This is a genomic window from Tardiphaga sp. GW822-FHT04G09 (assembly GCF_058800725.1).
The window spans coordinates 93,696-108,833 of record NZ_JBXAMO010000008.1 but is presented as its reverse complement, the minus strand read 5'-3'; the positions used below and the strand labels follow the sequence as shown (position 1 = coordinate 108,833).

Annotated in this window: 16 protein-coding genes; 6 read left to right on the top strand and 10 right to left on the bottom strand. The window is 62.3% G+C overall.

Annotation, left to right across the window (positions count from 1 at the left end):
- The first annotated feature begins 78 nt into the window (after positions 1-78).
- The 3 genes from AC1RLZ_RS16185 to olsB all read left to right on the top strand — a co-directional run bounded on the left by AC1RLZ_RS16185 (position 79) and on the right by olsB (position 4,064).
- Entirely contained in the window at positions 79-549 is a 471-nt protein-coding gene (locus tag AC1RLZ_RS16185; protein WP_493189430.1) for a hypothetical protein, read from the top strand.
- Positions 550-725: 176 nt separating this feature from the next.
- Complete coding sequence (locus AC1RLZ_RS16180; RefSeq protein WP_493189429.1) at positions 726-2,972, top strand: ATP-binding protein; 2,247 nt, start codon at positions 726-728, stop codon at positions 2,970-2,972.
- 141 nt (positions 2,973-3,113) lie between these two features.
- Positions 3,114-4,064 (top strand): l-ornithine N(alpha)-acyltransferase, encoded by a 951-nt coding sequence (olsB, locus tag AC1RLZ_RS16175; RefSeq protein ID WP_493189530.1) that lies wholly within the window; start codon positions 3,114-3,116, stop codon positions 4,062-4,064.
- 4 nt (positions 4,065-4,068) lie between these two features.
- On the opposite strand, the gene coaA is transcribed toward olsB, so the two are convergent.
- The 7 genes from coaA to hisB form a co-directional block, all read right to left on the bottom strand.
- Positions 4,069-5,022, bottom strand: coding sequence for a type I pantothenate kinase (coaA, locus tag AC1RLZ_RS16170; RefSeq protein WP_371423418.1), 954 nt, complete (start codon positions 5,020-5,022; stop codon positions 4,069-4,071).
- A 28-nt stretch (positions 5,023-5,050) separates the two neighbouring features.
- Positions 5,051-5,371, bottom strand: coding sequence for a phosphoribosyl-ATP diphosphatase (locus AC1RLZ_RS16165; RefSeq protein ID WP_493189428.1), 321 nt, complete (start codon positions 5,369-5,371; stop codon positions 5,051-5,053).
- A 65-nt stretch (positions 5,372-5,436) separates the two neighbouring features.
- Positions 5,437-6,198 (bottom strand): imidazole glycerol phosphate synthase subunit HisF, encoded by a 762-nt coding sequence (hisF, locus tag AC1RLZ_RS16160; RefSeq protein WP_371423416.1) that lies wholly within the window; start codon positions 6,196-6,198, stop codon positions 5,437-5,439.
- Positions 6,199-6,206: 8 nt separating this feature from the next.
- Complete coding sequence (gene hisA, locus AC1RLZ_RS16155; RefSeq protein ID WP_493189427.1) at positions 6,207-6,944, bottom strand: 1-(5-phosphoribosyl)-5-[(5-phosphoribosylamino)methylideneamino]imidazole-4-carboxamide isomerase; 738 nt, start codon at positions 6,942-6,944, stop codon at positions 6,207-6,209.
- Positions 6,941-7,591 carry an imidazole glycerol phosphate synthase subunit HisH gene (gene hisH, locus AC1RLZ_RS16150; protein WP_371423414.1) on the bottom strand — a complete coding sequence of 217 codons (651 nt, stop codon included), beginning with the start codon at positions 7,589-7,591 and terminating at the stop codon, positions 6,941-6,943. Before hisH ends, hisA begins: the two co-directional genes overlap by 4 nt.
- Positions 7,588-8,118, bottom strand: coding sequence for a DUF2628 domain-containing protein (locus tag AC1RLZ_RS16145; protein ID WP_493189426.1), 531 nt, complete (start codon positions 8,116-8,118; stop codon positions 7,588-7,590). The genes hisH and AC1RLZ_RS16145 overlap by 4 nt, the downstream gene beginning before the upstream one ends.
- A gap of 31 nt (positions 8,119-8,149) precedes the next feature.
- Positions 8,150-8,743: an imidazoleglycerol-phosphate dehydratase HisB gene (gene hisB / locus AC1RLZ_RS16140; protein WP_493189425.1), complete on the bottom strand. Its 594-nt coding sequence runs from the start codon at positions 8,741-8,743 to the stop codon at positions 8,150-8,152.
- Positions 8,744-8,944: 201 nt separating this feature from the next.
- On the opposite strand from hisB, the gene hslV reads away from it, so the two are divergent.
- The 3 genes from hslV to hslU are packed head-to-tail and all read left to right on the top strand — an operon-like array spanning position 8,945 to position 11,468.
- Entirely contained in the window at positions 8,945-9,517 is a 573-nt protein-coding gene (gene hslV, locus AC1RLZ_RS16135) for an ATP-dependent protease subunit HslV (RefSeq protein ID WP_068730238.1), read from the top strand.
- Positions 9,514-10,125, top strand: coding sequence for a DUF2585 domain-containing protein (locus AC1RLZ_RS16130; protein WP_493189424.1), 612 nt, complete (start codon positions 9,514-9,516; stop codon positions 10,123-10,125). Before hslV ends, AC1RLZ_RS16130 begins: the two co-directional genes overlap by 4 nt.
- Before the next feature lie 41 nt (positions 10,126-10,166).
- Positions 10,167-11,468 carry an ATP-dependent protease ATPase subunit HslU gene (gene hslU / locus AC1RLZ_RS16125; RefSeq protein WP_493189423.1) on the top strand — a complete coding sequence of 434 codons (1,302 nt, stop codon included), beginning with the start codon at positions 10,167-10,169 and terminating at the stop codon, positions 11,466-11,468.
- A 163-nt stretch (positions 11,469-11,631) separates the two neighbouring features.
- Here hslU and AC1RLZ_RS16120 read toward each other — a convergent pair whose 3' ends face one another.
- From AC1RLZ_RS16120 to AC1RLZ_RS16110, 3 genes are read right to left on the bottom strand one after another with little or no spacing between them, the layout of a single operon-like run.
- Positions 11,632-12,225: a Smr/MutS family protein gene (locus AC1RLZ_RS16120; protein WP_493189422.1), complete on the bottom strand. Its 594-nt coding sequence runs from the start codon at positions 12,223-12,225 to the stop codon at positions 11,632-11,634.
- Positions 12,222-14,012: a murein transglycosylase A gene (gene mltA / locus AC1RLZ_RS16115; RefSeq protein ID WP_493189421.1), complete on the bottom strand. Its 1,791-nt coding sequence runs from the start codon at positions 14,010-14,012 to the stop codon at positions 12,222-12,224. The genes AC1RLZ_RS16120 and mltA overlap by 4 nt, the downstream gene beginning before the upstream one ends.
- On the bottom strand, positions 13,990-14,685 hold the full coding sequence (locus AC1RLZ_RS16110; protein WP_371423407.1) for a Tim44/TimA family putative adaptor protein: 696 nt from the start codon (positions 14,683-14,685) through the stop codon (positions 13,990-13,992). Before AC1RLZ_RS16110 ends, mltA begins: the two co-directional genes overlap by 23 nt.
- Positions 14,686-15,138: the final 453 nt, after the last annotated feature.

Below are 15,138 nucleotides of genomic sequence, written 5' to 3'. Positions count from 1 at the left end.
CAACGCGATAGTAACGAGTTTTGTTTACGCTCTGCTCACCATAACCCCGCGTTACGGGGCCAGGGCGAGTACCGTGTCATGTTGCGTTTCAAGATTTTAGCCTCGACGATTCCCTTGGCTGTAGCGGCTTTTCTCACCCGCGGCGATTTCGTGACCGGTACACGTCCTTGCATCTCCACCAGTGAAACCACCATCCAGATCGCCACCATGCCCTGGCAGGCGCAATCGCATGTCAGCTTCACCAGCGATCCCCTGCAGGCGACCGTCCGTGTGCAGATCGTCGACAGCGCCGAGACCGCCGACTTCGTCGTGCTCGATGATGTCAACGCAGCGGAACCCGACGCCTGTTCCGTCACGGCCGCTACGCGCTTCATCGGCATTGCCAACACATCCGCGCGTTCGGAGCCCGTCATCTATTTGTCGGAACAGGGGGACGCCGACTACCGGATCTTCGTGAAGTCACACAGCTTCACGGCGCGCGATGCGGCAGCGCTGATCGTCAACGCCCACAGTCGCAGCCCGGCACGGATGGCAGCGACCAGCCTCTAGGCCGCAGATTAACGCTTCATCAACCATGTCTGCGCCGGCAAGTTCAAAACTGCGGCGAGGGCAAGCACTTGGCAACAACATACCCGCATTGTCTCCGATATCCGCGATCGCCTGATCGCGGCCTGTATTTGCGTGCAGGCGCGAGCCTTGATGTGACCAAGCCGGAGTACTGATCTGTGGCGAAGGGCGTTTTCCGGATCAAGGTCTATTTCCGGCGCTTTGCGCGCCGTTTTCCATGGCTTGCTTTCATCATCCGCTCCCTCGTGATGTTCTCGGCTGCCTTCGGGGGCGCCTACGGCTTCATCTCCGGCTCGACGTCGAAAGACTCAGGTTACGACCCGCACGCCTTTGCAATCGGCGCCAGCTTCCTGTTCGCGCTGGCCTGCGTCGCCCTGGCCACCATGAGCATCCGCATGCGCTTGATGGGCAAGCGGATGCGCAAGCTGGCTGCACATAACGAAGCCCTGGTCGACCGGAACTGGGAATTGAAGGAAGCCGAAGAGCGCGCGCGCAGCCTGTTCGAAGCGCAGGGCGACCTGATCGTGATCCGCAACACTGAAGGCTGCATCACCTTCGTCAATGATGCCTATTGTGCGCTGGCGGAACGACCGCGCGAGGCATTGATCGGCAGTCGCTTCGAACTCACAGTGCTGGAGCAGGGCGACATCGCCAACGAGCCCAACGGTACCAGCATGCACGATCAGAAGATCGCCACGGCGACCGGCCCGCGCTGGATCGCCTGGCGCGAAGGTCTGGTGCGGATCGACGCCGGACAGCCCGCCGAATTGCAGAGTGTCGGCCGCGATGTCACCGACCGCACCCAGACCGAACGCGCCCTCAGTGAAGCGCGCGACCATGCCAATGCCGCCAACAGCGCCAAGTCGCGTTTCCTCGCCATGGCGTCCCATGAAATCCGCACGCCGCTGAACGGCATTCTCGGCATGAGCGGCTTGCTGCTCGATACGACACTGACGCCCGAACAGGCCACTTACGCCAAGGCTGTGAAGACCTCCGGCGATGCGCTGCTGTCACTCATCGAGGAGCTGCTCGATTACTCCAAGATCGAAGCCGGCAAGATCGATCTTGAACACCGGCCGTTTGCACTGGCCGGATTGATCGAGGACATCACCGAACTGCTGGCGCCGCGCGCGCAGGCCCGCAATCTCGAAATCGCGGCCTATGTCGACGAGCGGCTGCCGCTGCAAGTGATGGGCGATGCGGCGCGGCTGCGTCAGGTGCTGCTCAATCTCGCGGGGAATGCCATCAAGTTCACGGCCACCGGCGGCGTGGCCCTGATCGTCGAACCGGGCATCTGGCCAAACGAAATCTCTTTCCTGGTGCGAGATACCGGCATCGGCATCGCACCCGAGGCGCAGGAGCGCATCTTCCGCGAATTCGAGCAGGCAGACGAGGGCACTGCGCGCCACTACGGCGGAACGGGTCTCGGCCTCAGCATCAGCGAGCGCATCGTCAAGCGCATGAACGGCCGTATCACGCTGCAGAGCGAACTCGGCGCCGGCTCGACATTCGAAGTGTCGATCCCGCTCGCCGCGTCCGACAGCGGTACGGCGACCTTCATGGCGCCCGATCTCTCTGGCCTTTCGGTGATGCTGGTGGCGCCGCAAACCATCGAAGCCTCCTTGATGGCCTTGCGGCTCGGGCGCTGGGGGGCACAGACCTGCACCGTATCGGATATTGCCGTCGCACAAGCACTGCTGCCCGAACGGTCGTGGCATGCTGTCATGATCGATCGCGCCCTTGGTGCTGACGCCGCCGAACACCTCGCGGACGCCGCAATTCCGCACGCGCTACGACGGATCGTGCTGTTTACCCCGGCAATGCGACATGAGTTGCAGCCCACGGCACCGAGCGCCTTCACCGGCTATCTGGTGAAGCCGCTGCGTGCGGCCTCGCTCGCTGCGCGCCTGACCCTGCAGACCGATTCGCCAGCGATCGCCCCCGATGATCTGCTCGAGCGTGAACCTGCCACGCCGGGATTGGCGCTGGCGACGGGGCCCAGTCTGTCGATCCTCGTTGCCGAAGACAATGAGATCAACGCGCTGCTGATGCGCTCACTGCTGACGCGGCTGGGCCACAAGCCGGTCGTGACCACCAATGGCAATGAGGCGCTGGAATCCTGGCTGGCCTCGGATTCCGCAGGCACGCCTTACGATCTCGTCCTGATGGATATCCAGATGCCGAAGCTCGACGGCATTGAGACCACCAAACGCATTCGCGCGCGCGAGGCCGGCCAGCGCGTCAGGCGTACGCCGATCCTCGCCCTCACAGCCAACGCGCTGGTGGAAGATCGCTACGCCTGTTTCGAGGCCGGCATGGATGGCTTCCTGATGAAGCCGCTGGACCGCGACAAACTCGCCGAAGCCCTCAAGGGACTTGCTGCCTCGCGGCATATCGCCGCCTAGCTCCACTCTCAATGTCGCTGTCACACCTCCGCAACACGTCCGTCACACGGCTGTTGAGCGCTCGTGATGTCTGGTGCGGATAGGCCGCATCGATGATTCGCGTGATGCCTGCGGCACAAGGCGATTGAGTTGGGGATGGCCATGCACGGCAACGAACTGGTGCGACCGAAACAGGGTTTCATGCAGATGTTGCGGCCCCAGAACATGAGCGCCGCCGCACAGACTGCGATCACCTGGTTCAAGCCGCCGCTGCATCTTCATCCCGCCAACGGCATTCCGGCTACCACCGGTTCGTTGGGCCGGATGGGTCCGCTCGAAGTTCGCCTCGCGCAGGACAAGCGCGACGTGAAGCGCGCGCAGCGTCTGCGCTATAAGGTATTCTACAAGAACGGCACTGCGATCGCCGACGCCGCCACCATGCTCGCACGCCGCGACAAGGATGCATTCGACAAGATCTGCGATCACCTTCTCGTCGTCGATCACGACGCGAAGCCTACGCTATCCGGCAAGCAGCCAGTGGTCGGCACCTATCGCCTGCTACGCCATGAGGCAGCCATGCAGAACGGGGGCTTTTATACCGATAGCGAATTCGATCTGTCGGGGATGATCGAGCGCCATGCGGGTCTGCGCTTTCTCGAACTCGGTCGCTCCTGCGTGCTGCCGCGCTACCGCAACAAGCGCACCGTCGAGTTGTTATGGCAGGGCATCTGGAGCTATGTGCGCCAGAACAAGTTCGACGTCATGATCGGTTGTGCCAGCTTTGAAGGCACCGATCCGGATCGTCTGGCATTGCCGCTGTCGTTCCTGCACCACAATGCGCGCGCACCCGAAGCCTGGCGCGCCCGCGCGCATCCGTCGCGCTATGTCGAGATGAACCGGATGGCCGCGGATGCCATCGACACCAAGGCGGCACTTCGTGCGTTGCCGCCGCTGATCAAGGGATATCTGCGAATCGGCGCCATGATCGGCGACGGCGCCGTGATCGATCATCAGTTCGGCACCACCGACGTCCTGATCGTGATGCCTGTAACGTCGATCGGCGCCCGCTACATCGAGCACTTCAGCACGGACGCCTCACGTCACGCAGCGTGATCGTCTACAGCCGACGTAGCGCAACGTTCTCCACCACGTGGTCCGCGCCCTTTTTCAGGATCAGCGTCGCACGCGGCCGCGTCGGAAGGATATTGTCTTCGAGATTGGCTAGGTTCGTCCGTTCCCAGATCGCCAACGCAGTCGCCGTCGCTTCTTCGTCCGACAACAGCGCGTAGCGATTGAAGTATGACCGCGGATCGTGGAACGCAGTGTCGCGCAGCGCCAGAAACCGTCTCACATACCAGTCGCGCAGAACCGGCTCGTCCGCATCGATGTAAACCGAGAAATCGAAGAAGTCGGAGACCACAGGTACCGCCTTGCCGTCGCGCGGCAGACGCCCGGTCTGCAGCACGTTGACGCCTTCGACGATCAGGATGTCGGGCTGGTCGACCTCGACCCACTTGTTTGGAACCACGTCGTAGGTGAGATGCGAATAGACCGGCGCGCGGACGGCATTGCGACCGGCTTTGATGTCACTGAGAAACTGCAGCAGCGTCGGCAGATCGTAGCTCTCGGGAAAGCCCTTCTTCTGCATGATGCCTTCGCGCTCGAGCACTGCATTCGGATACAGAAACCCGTCCGTCGTCACGAGATCGACCTTCGGCCGCGGCGACCAGCGCGCCAGCAGCGCCTGCAGCACGCGCGCAGTGGTCGACTTGCCCACGGCCACCGAGCCGGCTACGCCGATGATGTAGGGCATCTTGCGGTCTTCGATACCCAGAAATTTGCGCTGTGCGTAATACAGCCGTTGCGTTGCCGTGACATAGATCGAGAGCAGGCGGGACAGCGGCAGATAAATCTCTTCGACCTCGCGCAGATCGAGGCGATCATACATCGAACGCAGGGCGGCTATCTCGCCGGCCTCCAGCGTCATCGGCGTATCGTCGCGCAGCTTCGCCCACTGCTCGCGCGAGAAAGTCCGATAGGGATTATATTGTTGGTCTGCCCGCACATCCATGAAGCGGTCCCCGTTATGATCGACGCTGTTACTCGCTCTGGCGCGAAGCCTTCTCTTGCAGTCCGGATTGCGACGTGCGCTGACCTAGCGCCGTCTCGACTTCCTGAATCGTCACGCCGCGCGCCTTCAGAAGCACCAGCAGATGAAACAGCAGGTCGGCACTTTCATTGATCAGATTGGTGCGATCGTTCTCGACTGCCGCGATCACGGTCTCGACCGCTTCCTCACCGAACTTCTTGGCGCAATGCTCCGCGCCCTTGTCGAGCAGCTTGCGCGTATAGGACGCGTCGCCACCCGCTGCCGCGCGGGCGTCAATGGTATCGGCGAGATCGTGAAGCGTAAAAGCCATTTCGGCGCCTTGTTGGCTGGGCAGCGCGGACTCCTGCCAGACTTTGACTTACGGGTCGAGTGACCCTAGGGGTCGAGCCGCATCGGTAGTCCGGCCCGCACCATATGGTCCTTGGCCTCGCGAATGGTAAATTCCCCGAAGTGAAAAATCGAGGCCGCCAGAACCGCAGTGGCGTGACCGCTCCTGATACCTTCGACCAGATGATCGAGATTACCGACGCCGCCCGAGGCAATGACCGGTACCCCGACGCTGTCGGCGATGGCCCGGGTCAGCTCGATATCGAAGCCGGAGCGGGTGCCGTCGCGATCCATCGAGGTGAGCAGGATTTCACCGGCGCCCAACGAGACGACCTCCTGGGCGAATTCGATGGCATCGATGCCCGTGGACTTGCGGCCACCGTGGGTAAAGATCTCCCAACGCGAGCCGGATCGCTTGGCGTCGATCGCGACCACGATGCACTGGTCGCCGAATTTCTCGGCGGCTTCCTTGACGAACTGGCGATTGGCCACCGCGGCCGAATTGATCGAGACTTTGTCGGCACCGGCGCGCAGCAGCGTCTTGATATCGTCCACCGTGCGCACGCCGCCGCCGACCGTCAGCGGCATGAAACAGGCTTCTGCGGTGCGGCGGACCACGTCCATCATGGTGCCGCGGTTCTCGTGGGTGGCGTTGATGTCGAGGAAAGTGAGCTCATCGGCGCCCGCGGCGTCATAGGCAATCGCCGCCTCGACGGGATCGCCGGCATCGCGCAGGTCGACGAAGTTGACGCCCTTCACCACGCGTCCGTCCTTGACGTCGAGGCAGGGGATCACGCGCACCTTGAACATACCAGCTCCTATGCCGCCCGTGACTGCTTGATCAGCGACAGCGCCTCGGCCGGATCAATCCGCCCGTCATACAGTGCACGGCCTGAGATCGCGCCTTCGAGCTTCGCAGCGCGTGGCTCAAGCATGGCCTTGATATCATCGATGGAGGCGAGGCCGCCCGAGGCGATCACCGGAATTGAAATCGAGTCGGCCAGCGCAATGGTCGCATCCCAATTGATACCCTTGAGGAGACCATCGCGCGCAATGTCGGTGAAGATGATGGCGGCAACGCCGGCGTCTTCAAAGCGCTGCGCGATTTCCAGTGCGGTGACAGTCGAGGTCTCGGCCCAGCCTTCGACGGCAACCTTGCCATCGCGCGCATCGAGGCCGACGGCGACCTTGCCAGAGAATTTCTTCGCCGCTTCCTTCACTAGAGCGGGATCGCGCACCGCAGCTGTGCCGATGATGACGCGGGTGATGCCCTTGGAGAGCCAGGCTTCGACGGTCTTGAGATCGCGAATGCCGCCGCCGAGCTGCACCGGCATCTTGACGACCTTCAGCATCTCTTCCACCGCCTGCGCATTCACCGGCTTGCCAGCAAAGGCGCCGTCGAGATCGACGACATGGAGATATTCGAAGCCTTGCGTCTCGAAGTCGCGCGCCTGAGCTGCGGGATTGAGGTTGAACACAGTGGCGCGCGCCATGTCGCCCTGTTCGAGGCGAACGCACTGGCCGTTCTTCAGATCGATGGCGGGAAAGAGAATCACGGCTTCCACTTCAGAAAGTTCGAAATCAGGGCCAACCCAAAGCGCTGGCTCTTTTCGGGATGAAATTGCGTACCGATCGCGGTGTCCTTGCCGACGATGGCGGTGATGGGACCGCCGTAGTCGGCGCGCGCCAGCACATCGGCCTCGTTGACCGCATTCAAGTGATAGGAATGCACGAAATAGGCGTGGCGGCCCTTCGGCCCAAGCGGCAGGCGCTCCAGCACAGCATGCTCTCGCACCATATCGAGCGTATTCCATCCCATATGCGGGATCTTCAGATTTTCTTCGCGAGGCTTGATCTTCTCGACATCGCCGGCGATCCAGCCCAGCCCGTCGGTCGTGACGTGCTCCTTGCCCCTGGTCGCCATCAGCTGCATGCCGACACAGATGCCGAAAAAAGGTCTGGCCTTGTCGCGCACCGCTTCGGTCATGGCCTCGACCATGCCGTCCAGCGAATCCAGTCCCTTACGGCAATCCGCAAAGGCGCCGACGCCGGGCAGCACGATGCGATCGGCGCGAAACACGGCTTCTGGATCGCGCGTGACGATGATTTTCTCCGGCACATCCATACTGCGCGCGGCGCGCTCGAACGCCTTTGCCGCCGAGTGCAGATTACCGGAGCCGTAATCGATAATGGCAACGCTCACCGTGTCACTCCCGGTTGCGGGAATAACCCGACGATGTCGTTTTGCGCCGGAGACGGCGGACGCGAGAATGCTTGGCGGGGCATGTGACGCGTCGGCGGCGGACCGCCACGATCGCTCGCCCACTGGTCGTTGACGGTGTGGTGCTGCGTCGTCCAGCGATCGAAGAAGCGGCGCTCGGCGGCATCCTTGTTATCGGCGACGACCACATCGAGCTGACGCCACTTGCCGCGCGACAGAGTCCAGCGTCGCAGGCTGGCGGCCTCGAAGCCCATCAGCAGCGCAAACAGCAGCATCACGATAAAGCGCGCCCCGATATCGACCTTCAGCAGCGACAATGCGACTTCGCCTGCGACCGACAGCACGACATAGCCGAGCAGCGCCCACCACAGCCGATGATAGATCAGCCAGATCAGGCCGGCGAGGAACGCCCATAGATGGAATCCATCGCGCACGAACTCGAACCTGTCCGTCGCTGAAAACGGCTCAGGGCCGGCGCCGCGAGGCGCATGAACTGTGTAGACCGGCATGGCAAACTCCGCCCGGAACCGTAGAGGCCGATCAGCCGCCGAGCTGACCCTTGGTGGATGGCACTTCGCCGGCATTGCGCGGATCAATCGCAACGGCCGTCCGCAGTGCCCGCGCCAGACCCTTGAAGCAGGATTCGGCAATGTGATGGCTGTTCTCGCCATATAGGGTTTCGACGTGCAAAGTCACGCCCGCATTGCCGGCAAAGGCATTGAACCATTCGCGCACCAGTTCGGTGTCGAATTCGCCGATCTTGTGGGTCGGGAAGGCGGACTTGAACACCAGCACCGGCCGGCCGGAAATATCCAGCGCCACCCGGGTCAGGGTCTCGTCCATCGGCATATAGACCGAGGCATAGCGGGTGATCCCGGCCATATCGCCGAGCGCCTGCTTGACCGCCTGGCCGAGCGCGATGCCGACATCCTCGGTGGTGTGGTGGAAATCGACATGGAGGTCACCGACCGCCTTCACGGTGACGTCGATGCGGGAATGGCGGGCGAGCAGATCGAGCATATGGTCGAAGAAACCTATTCCGGTGGTCGATTTGGACACGCCGGTGCCGTCGAGGTTCACAGAGACCTCGATATCGGTTTCCTTGGTTTTGCGCTTGATCGTCGCCGTGCGCATGAAAACGCCTCTCCGCCTGCTGAAAACGCGTCCTTTTAACAGGGAGATGACACCTTCGCTACCGCGGGAGAGCCGATTCCGGACCGATCTTTGCCCCTATGGTGACCGGAATCCGCGCCGACCGGCCACCGGCCTATCCTTCCTCACCGGATTTGCAACGGCCGGTATCCGTGCCTAGATCAGGCGCTCAAGAGGGTTTCCATGAACGCATCCTATTCGGCCTCCCATGACGGATCATCCCCGGTCTGGCACGGCACCACCATCCTGACCGTCCGCAAGGGCGGTAAAGTCGTGATCGGCGGCGACGGCCAGGTCTCGATCGGCCAGACGGTCATCAAATCCAACGCCAAAAAGGTCCGTAAACTGGGCAAAGGCGACGTGATCGGCGGCTTTGCCGGCGCCACGGCGGACGCCTTCACGCTGTTCGAGCGTCTCGAAGCCAAACTGGAGCAGTATCCCGGCCAATTGACCCGGGCGGCCGTCGAACTCGCCAAGGATTGGCGCACCGACCGGTATCTGCGCCGGCTGGAGGCCATGATGATCGTCGCGGACAAGGACGTCTCGCTGGTGCTGACCGGCACCGGCGACGTGCTGGAGCCGGAAGCCGGCGTGATGGCCATCGGCTCCGGCGGCAATTACGCACTGGCTGCGGCGCGGGCGCTGGTCGATACCGACCAGGATGCCGAGACCATCGTGCGCAAGTCGCTGGATATCGCGGCCGATATCTGCGTCTACACCAACCGCAACGTAACGCTGGAAATGCTGGAGGCATGACCGTCGCGGGTCACAATACCCGCGCGTCGTCTGTCACCGACCTCTCGGTCAAGCAGAGCGCCCTGATCGCGCTGAGCCTGCTCGCGCTGCAGGCGGCTCTTCTTTTTGCGATGGGGCGATTGCCGATCTGCGCGTGCGGCTATGTAAAACTCTGGCATGGCGTGGTGCTGAGTTCGGAGAACTCCCAGCACCTCACGGACTGGTACACTTTTTCCCATATTATTCATGGCTTCCTGTTCTACGCCGCCACCTGGCTGCTGTTTCCGCAACTGTCCTGGATCGCGCGCCTGATCGTCGCCATACTCATCGAAGGCGGCTGGGAGCTGCTGGAGAATTCGAGCTGGATCATCGAGCGCTATCGCGCGGGTACGATGTCGCTGAATTACTTCGGCGACAGCATCGTCAATTCGCTGGCTGATACACTGTCGATGATCACGGGCTTCATCCTGGCGCGGAAGCTGCCGGTCGCCGCGACCGTCGCAATCGCACTGCTATTCGAGATTCTGGTCGGCCTGCACATTCGCGACAATCTCACTTTGAACGTGATCATGCTGATTCATCCATTCGAAGCGATCCGAACCTGGCAGGCCGGACCACCCATCATTTGACCCGCTTGTCCCAACGCCCTTCTCAACCTACGTAGAGTGACATGAGCGACTTTTCTCCCCGCGAAATCGTTAGCGAACTTGACCGGTTCATCGTCGGCCAGCACGACGCCAAGCGCGCCGTGTCCATCGCGCTGCGCAATCGCTGGCGGCGCCTGCAACTGACCGGATCGCTCCGCGAAGAAGTGCTGCCGAAGAACATCTTGATGATCGGTCCCACCGGCGTCGGCAAGACCGAGATCGCACGCCGGCTGGCGAAGCTCGCTGGCGCACCGTTCATCAAGGTTGAGGCCACCAAATTCACCGAGGTCGGCTATGTCGGCCGCGACGTCGAGCAGATCATCCGGGATCTCGTCGAGGTCGCGATCTCGCTGACCCGCGAGCGCAAGCGCAAGGACGTCCAGGCCCGCGCGCAACTCGCGGCAGAAGATCGCGTGGTCGATGCACTGGTGGGCGCCACCGCGAGTGCGGCCACGAAAGAATCGTTTCGCAAGAAGCTTCGCGCCGGCGAGCTCAACGACAAGGAAATCGAGATCGAGGTGCAGTCCTCCGGCGGCCCCTCGATGTTCGAAATCCCGGGCATGCCCGGCGCGCAGATGGGCGCGATCTCGATCGGCGATATCTTCGGCAGGATGGGCAAGGGCACCAAGACGCGCCGCCTCCGTGTCGAAGATGCGCATGAGCCGCTGGTGAATGAGGAGGCCGACAAGCTGCTCGACAGCGACGCACTGGTGCAGGAGGCCATCAACGTAGTCGAGAACAACGGAATCGTTTTCCTTGATGAAATCGACAAGATCTGCGTGCGCGACGGCCGCAGCGGTGGCGAAGTTTCGCGCGAAGGCGTGCAGCGCGACCTGCTGCCGCTGATCGAGGGCACCACGGTCTCCACCAAGCACGGCGCGGTGAAGACCGACCACATCCTGTTCATCGCCTCCGGCGCGTTCCATATCGCCAAGCCGTCAGACCTGCTGCCGGAACTGCAGGGCCGCCTGCCGATCCGCGTCGAGCTCAACCCGCTGACCCGCGATGACATGCGCCGCATTCTTACCGAGCCGGAAGCGTCACTGATCAAGCAATACGTCGCGCTGCTGCAGACCGAAGGCGTGACGCTTGAGTTTGCGGATGATGCCATCGATGCGCTGGCCGACGTTGCTGTAGCGGTGAATTCAACCGTCGAGAATATCGGCGCACGACGCTTGCAGACGGTGATGGAGCGCGTGCTCGACGAGATTTCCTTCGCGGCGCCGGATCGCAACGGCGAGACCATCCGGGTCGATGCAGCCTATGTGCAGAAGCATGTGGGGGATCTGGCGAAAAATTCGGATTTGAGCCGGTTTATTTTGTAGTTCGCCAATCTCGTCGTCTCCTGCCACTCCGATTGGAGTGGCTGAGGGCGTGCCCTTTGCGCGAACCTCGAACCTCGCGCGGCCCCAATCACTGCGAGATTCCGGGTCTGCACTTCATTCGGCTTCGCCGCCTTGCGTGCATTCCCGAATGACAAGCTTGTGGCTACCTTGCCCGCCTGATCCGCACATACAGCGCGCCCGCACCGCCGTGCCCGATATGCGCTTCCTCGAATCCCACCACCAGCGACCGGAATTCCGGCAATCCCAGCCAGAGCGGTACCTGACGGCGCAGGATGCCGCGTTCGGCTTCAGGACCTACCGTGCGGCCCTTGCCGGTGATGACCAGAACGAAGGTGAGACCTTCGTGACTTGCCCGATGCAGGAATGCGGACAGCGCGTGATGCGCGCGCGTCTGCGTCATGCCGTGCAGGTCAATCCGCGCATCGATCTCCTTGCGGCCGCGCGACAGTTGCGAACGTTCGCGGCGGCCAAGCGGCGCCAATGGTGGCACAGGCGGCGGTGCCGGCTTTGCGGGTTTGACGGCTATTGGCGGCGCTGAAACAGTCTTTTTAGGCGCCGCTACTTTCACAGGTACGGGCGCGTCTTCCACGGGATCAGGCTTGACCACACGCTTCTTGCGCAGCGGCTTGACCTGCTTGGCAACCAGTTCCCAAAGCTCACGCTCTTCCTCGCTCAGCGCGCGACGACGGCGCGACACTACGGGATCAATGAGTTGCGGCGGACGTGAACGCTTCATTGCCAGGGGAAACGGAACAGGGACTGCGGCTGCTGTGGCGCACGACGATACAGACGGCGCTTCGGTTTGGCGCGCCTGGTTTTAGCTTCGGGCCTCATCTCCGGCTGCACGTCGGATTTCACTTCAGACTTCACTTGGGATTTCGCCCCGGCCGCAGCCTGGCGGGTCTCCTGAGGCGCCGCCTGCGGGCGTGCTTCGGGCAATGGCACTGCGGGTGGAGCAGGTGTTGCCGCCATCGGGGCCACCGCGGCTCCAGCCGCAACTGGTTTAGCAGCGGGCAGAGGCGGTGCGCTGGTAACGCCCGGCGCAGGAGTTTTGGCTGCGGATGATGTGTCAGGCTTGGCTGTTGCAGTCGCATTCGACTTGGCGCCTGCTTTATTATCGACCGTCGTGATCTCGGTCTTTGGCGCTTCGACGGGTTTAGGCTCCGTCTGCGGAAACAGCTTTGCAATTACCGCCGAAGGGCGCGCATCGGGCAGCGGCATGTGATGGCCGCGCGCAGAGGGATCGAGACTCTTCGGCACCAGCATCACAAAACGCGCGGGATGGCGCATGCGGCCGGCGACACGGCCCGCCTCGGCACCGGCGCCGAAATACAGATCGGCGCGGGCCGGTCCGATGATGGCTGACCCCGTATCCTGCGCCACCATGAGGCGACGGAATGGCGTCTTTGCCGTCTCCGAATTCACCGGCAGATCGCCTTCGATGAAAAACGGCGTGCCATAGACATGCAGCGACTTGTCGACGGCGATGGATCGACCCGGCGTCAGCGGCACGCCCTGGGCGCCGACGGCTTCGTCCTTGTCGGAGAGCTGCACCTCGCGGAAGAACACATAGGACCGATTTTGCCGGCGCAGTTCACTCGCAGCATCCGGATTTTCTTCCATGTATTGCCGGATGCGCTGCATCGACATCTGTTCGCGCGGAATGATGCCACGATCGATCAGCACGCGGCCGACCGGCGTGTAGCGATAGCCATTATGCGCATCGTAATTGATCCGCACCATGCCGCCGTCTTCGAGGCGCACGCGTGCCGAGCCCTGGATCTGGGTGAACAGCAGATCGGTCTGGCTCTTCAGCCAGACGATCTCGAGTCCGCGCCCCGCAATCGCACCATCCTCGATCTCACCGCGATCGTAATAGGGCACGAGCTTGCGGCGACCGATCTTGCGAAACACATCGCCGCCATTCGGCATGCTGGCGGATGACTGGCTATAGCCGCGCACGAACAGGTTTGAAGGGCGACGATAGACCGGCACGGTGTAGACGTCTGTCTTTGCGCGCGAACCGTCGATCACCGGCTCGTAATAGCCGGTGACAAAACCCTCGGGCTCGCCGAGACGCGAGATTCGCAGCGGCAGGAAATGGTCTTCGAAGAAGGCGCGGGCCTTGGCACTGTCGGAAATATCGCTGCTCCTGGCAGCACGGCAGGGATCACGGAGCGTTGTACCGAGCGCCTTCGAATCCGTTGACGGATTGCGTTGAGCAACGATCGGCTTGCAGCTGGTGCGAAACGCCTGGAAGGCGAGGAGGTGATCGTCGTCACGCCAGCCAGCGATATCGGCCCAGGCGACGGGCTCATACTGGCTGCCGGTGAATTCGAACGGCCATTCCCGCGGAGGATTGTGCCGCGGGACATACACGAATTGTGCAGGATCATGTTTGGCGTGCTTGGCTTGACGCCGAGCCCGTGCGTCTGCCGAGGCGGGGACCAACGCAGCAGCAATCACGCACAGCGCGGCAAGCCGGCCGAGCCTGGCAGCGTTACTGCACGCTGCCGGTGCCAACCAGCTTCCAGTTCGGATCGCGCGAAGTGATGTCGCGGGCAAATGTCCAGACGTCGGTAATGTCGCTGACCTTATCGGCATTGCCGTCGACCACGGCACCAGTCTTGTCGCGCGTCACAGAGATCATCTGCGACACGAAACGCACGGTGAGCTGCGCCGCGCGATCGCGCACTTCGGCGCCAACCAGTTCGGCCTTGTCGATCGACACGAAACGGGTCTCGGTCTTCTGCTCGTTCTTCTCGCGGTCCTTGATGACGGCATCGAAGCTGTCGAACACTTCCGACGACAACAAGTCCTTCAGCGAGCGGCGATCGCCATTGGCAAAAGCCAGCACGATCATTTCATAGGCGCCCTTGGCGCCAGTAAGGAAATGGCGGGGATCGAACGACGAATCCTGTTCCACAATGGCATCGAGACCCGCGGCAAGCGGCGTACCCGGTTCGGTGATGCCCTTCCAGCGCTCGGCGGGAGAGACGTCAGCGGCTGGTGCCGGCGCAGCCTGATCGATGGGACCGCCCGGCATCGGCACGACATTGCCTTCGGGCGGCAGAACATCACGCGCAGCACGGTCGAAGGGCGGACGCTCCTCGCCGGTGCGCTGTCCGAGCACATTGCGCAGGCGGATGAAAATGAAGACCGCCAGTGCCAGGAAGATGATGGTGTAAATGTCCACGTCTTATTGCTTTCTGATCGGTGCCGGGCATGCCCGGCGGAAGACTATGCCGCCCATCGCAGTCCTGAAATCGGCTCCCCAAGGTCGGGAGATCGCATCATGGGCGGACCTGCTCCATGTAGACATGAAACTAAGCCCAGCCAATGGCGCGCCATCGTGTCGAGCTGCGGCAAAGCGGCCTTCGCGCCGGCAGCCTCGACCGCAACCGGTTCGATAAATTCTAGCGCGTTTGCCCGGCGGAGGAAATCGGATCGGGCGAGGAAAACCCGCACTTTCAGTCATTTAACGTGAATTCGGGACGAATATGACCGGTTTTGCGCCTGCATGCCCAAGTGATGGGTCAAACCAGCGATTTTCTAGCGTCCAGGTTGTGGCGGGGGCATCCTTGTGGAGTGCCGCAGGCCTATGATAGCCACTCGCCGCGATCACCTCATTCGACCGTTCGCGCGGAGG

Coding starts and splice junctions, on each gene's coding strand:
- AC1RLZ_RS16185 (WP_493189430.1), top strand. CDS start 79: ATGTTGCGTTTCAAGATTTTAGCCTCGACGATTCCCTTGGCTGTAGCG.
- olsB (WP_493189530.1), top strand. CDS start 3,114: ATGCACGGCAACGAACTGGTGCGACCGAAACAGGGTTTCATGCAGATG.
- coaA (WP_371423418.1), bottom strand. CDS start 5,022: ATGGATGTGCGGGCAGACCAACAATATAATCCCTATCGGACTTTCTCG.
- AC1RLZ_RS16165 (WP_493189428.1), bottom strand. CDS start 5,371: ATGGCTTTTACGCTTCACGATCTCGCCGATACCATTGACGCCCGCGCG.
- hisF (WP_371423416.1), bottom strand. CDS start 6,198: ATGTTCAAGGTGCGCGTGATCCCCTGCCTCGACGTCAAGGACGGACGC.
- AC1RLZ_RS16145 (WP_493189426.1), bottom strand. CDS start 8,118: ATGCCGGTCTACACAGTTCATGCGCCTCGCGGCGCCGGCCCTGAGCCG.
- hisB (WP_493189425.1), bottom strand. CDS start 8,743: ATGCGCACGGCGACGATCAAGCGCAAAACCAAGGAAACCGATATCGAG.
- hslV (WP_068730238.1), top strand. CDS start 8,945: ATGAACGCATCCTATTCGGCCTCCCATGACGGATCATCCCCGGTCTGG.
- AC1RLZ_RS16130 (WP_493189424.1), top strand. CDS start 9,514: ATGACCGTCGCGGGTCACAATACCCGCGCGTCGTCTGTCACCGACCTC.
- hslU (WP_493189423.1), top strand. CDS start 10,167: ATGAGCGACTTTTCTCCCCGCGAAATCGTTAGCGAACTTGACCGGTTC.
- AC1RLZ_RS16120 (WP_493189422.1), bottom strand. CDS start 12,225: ATGAAGCGTTCACGTCCGCCGCAACTCATTGATCCCGTAGTGTCGCGC.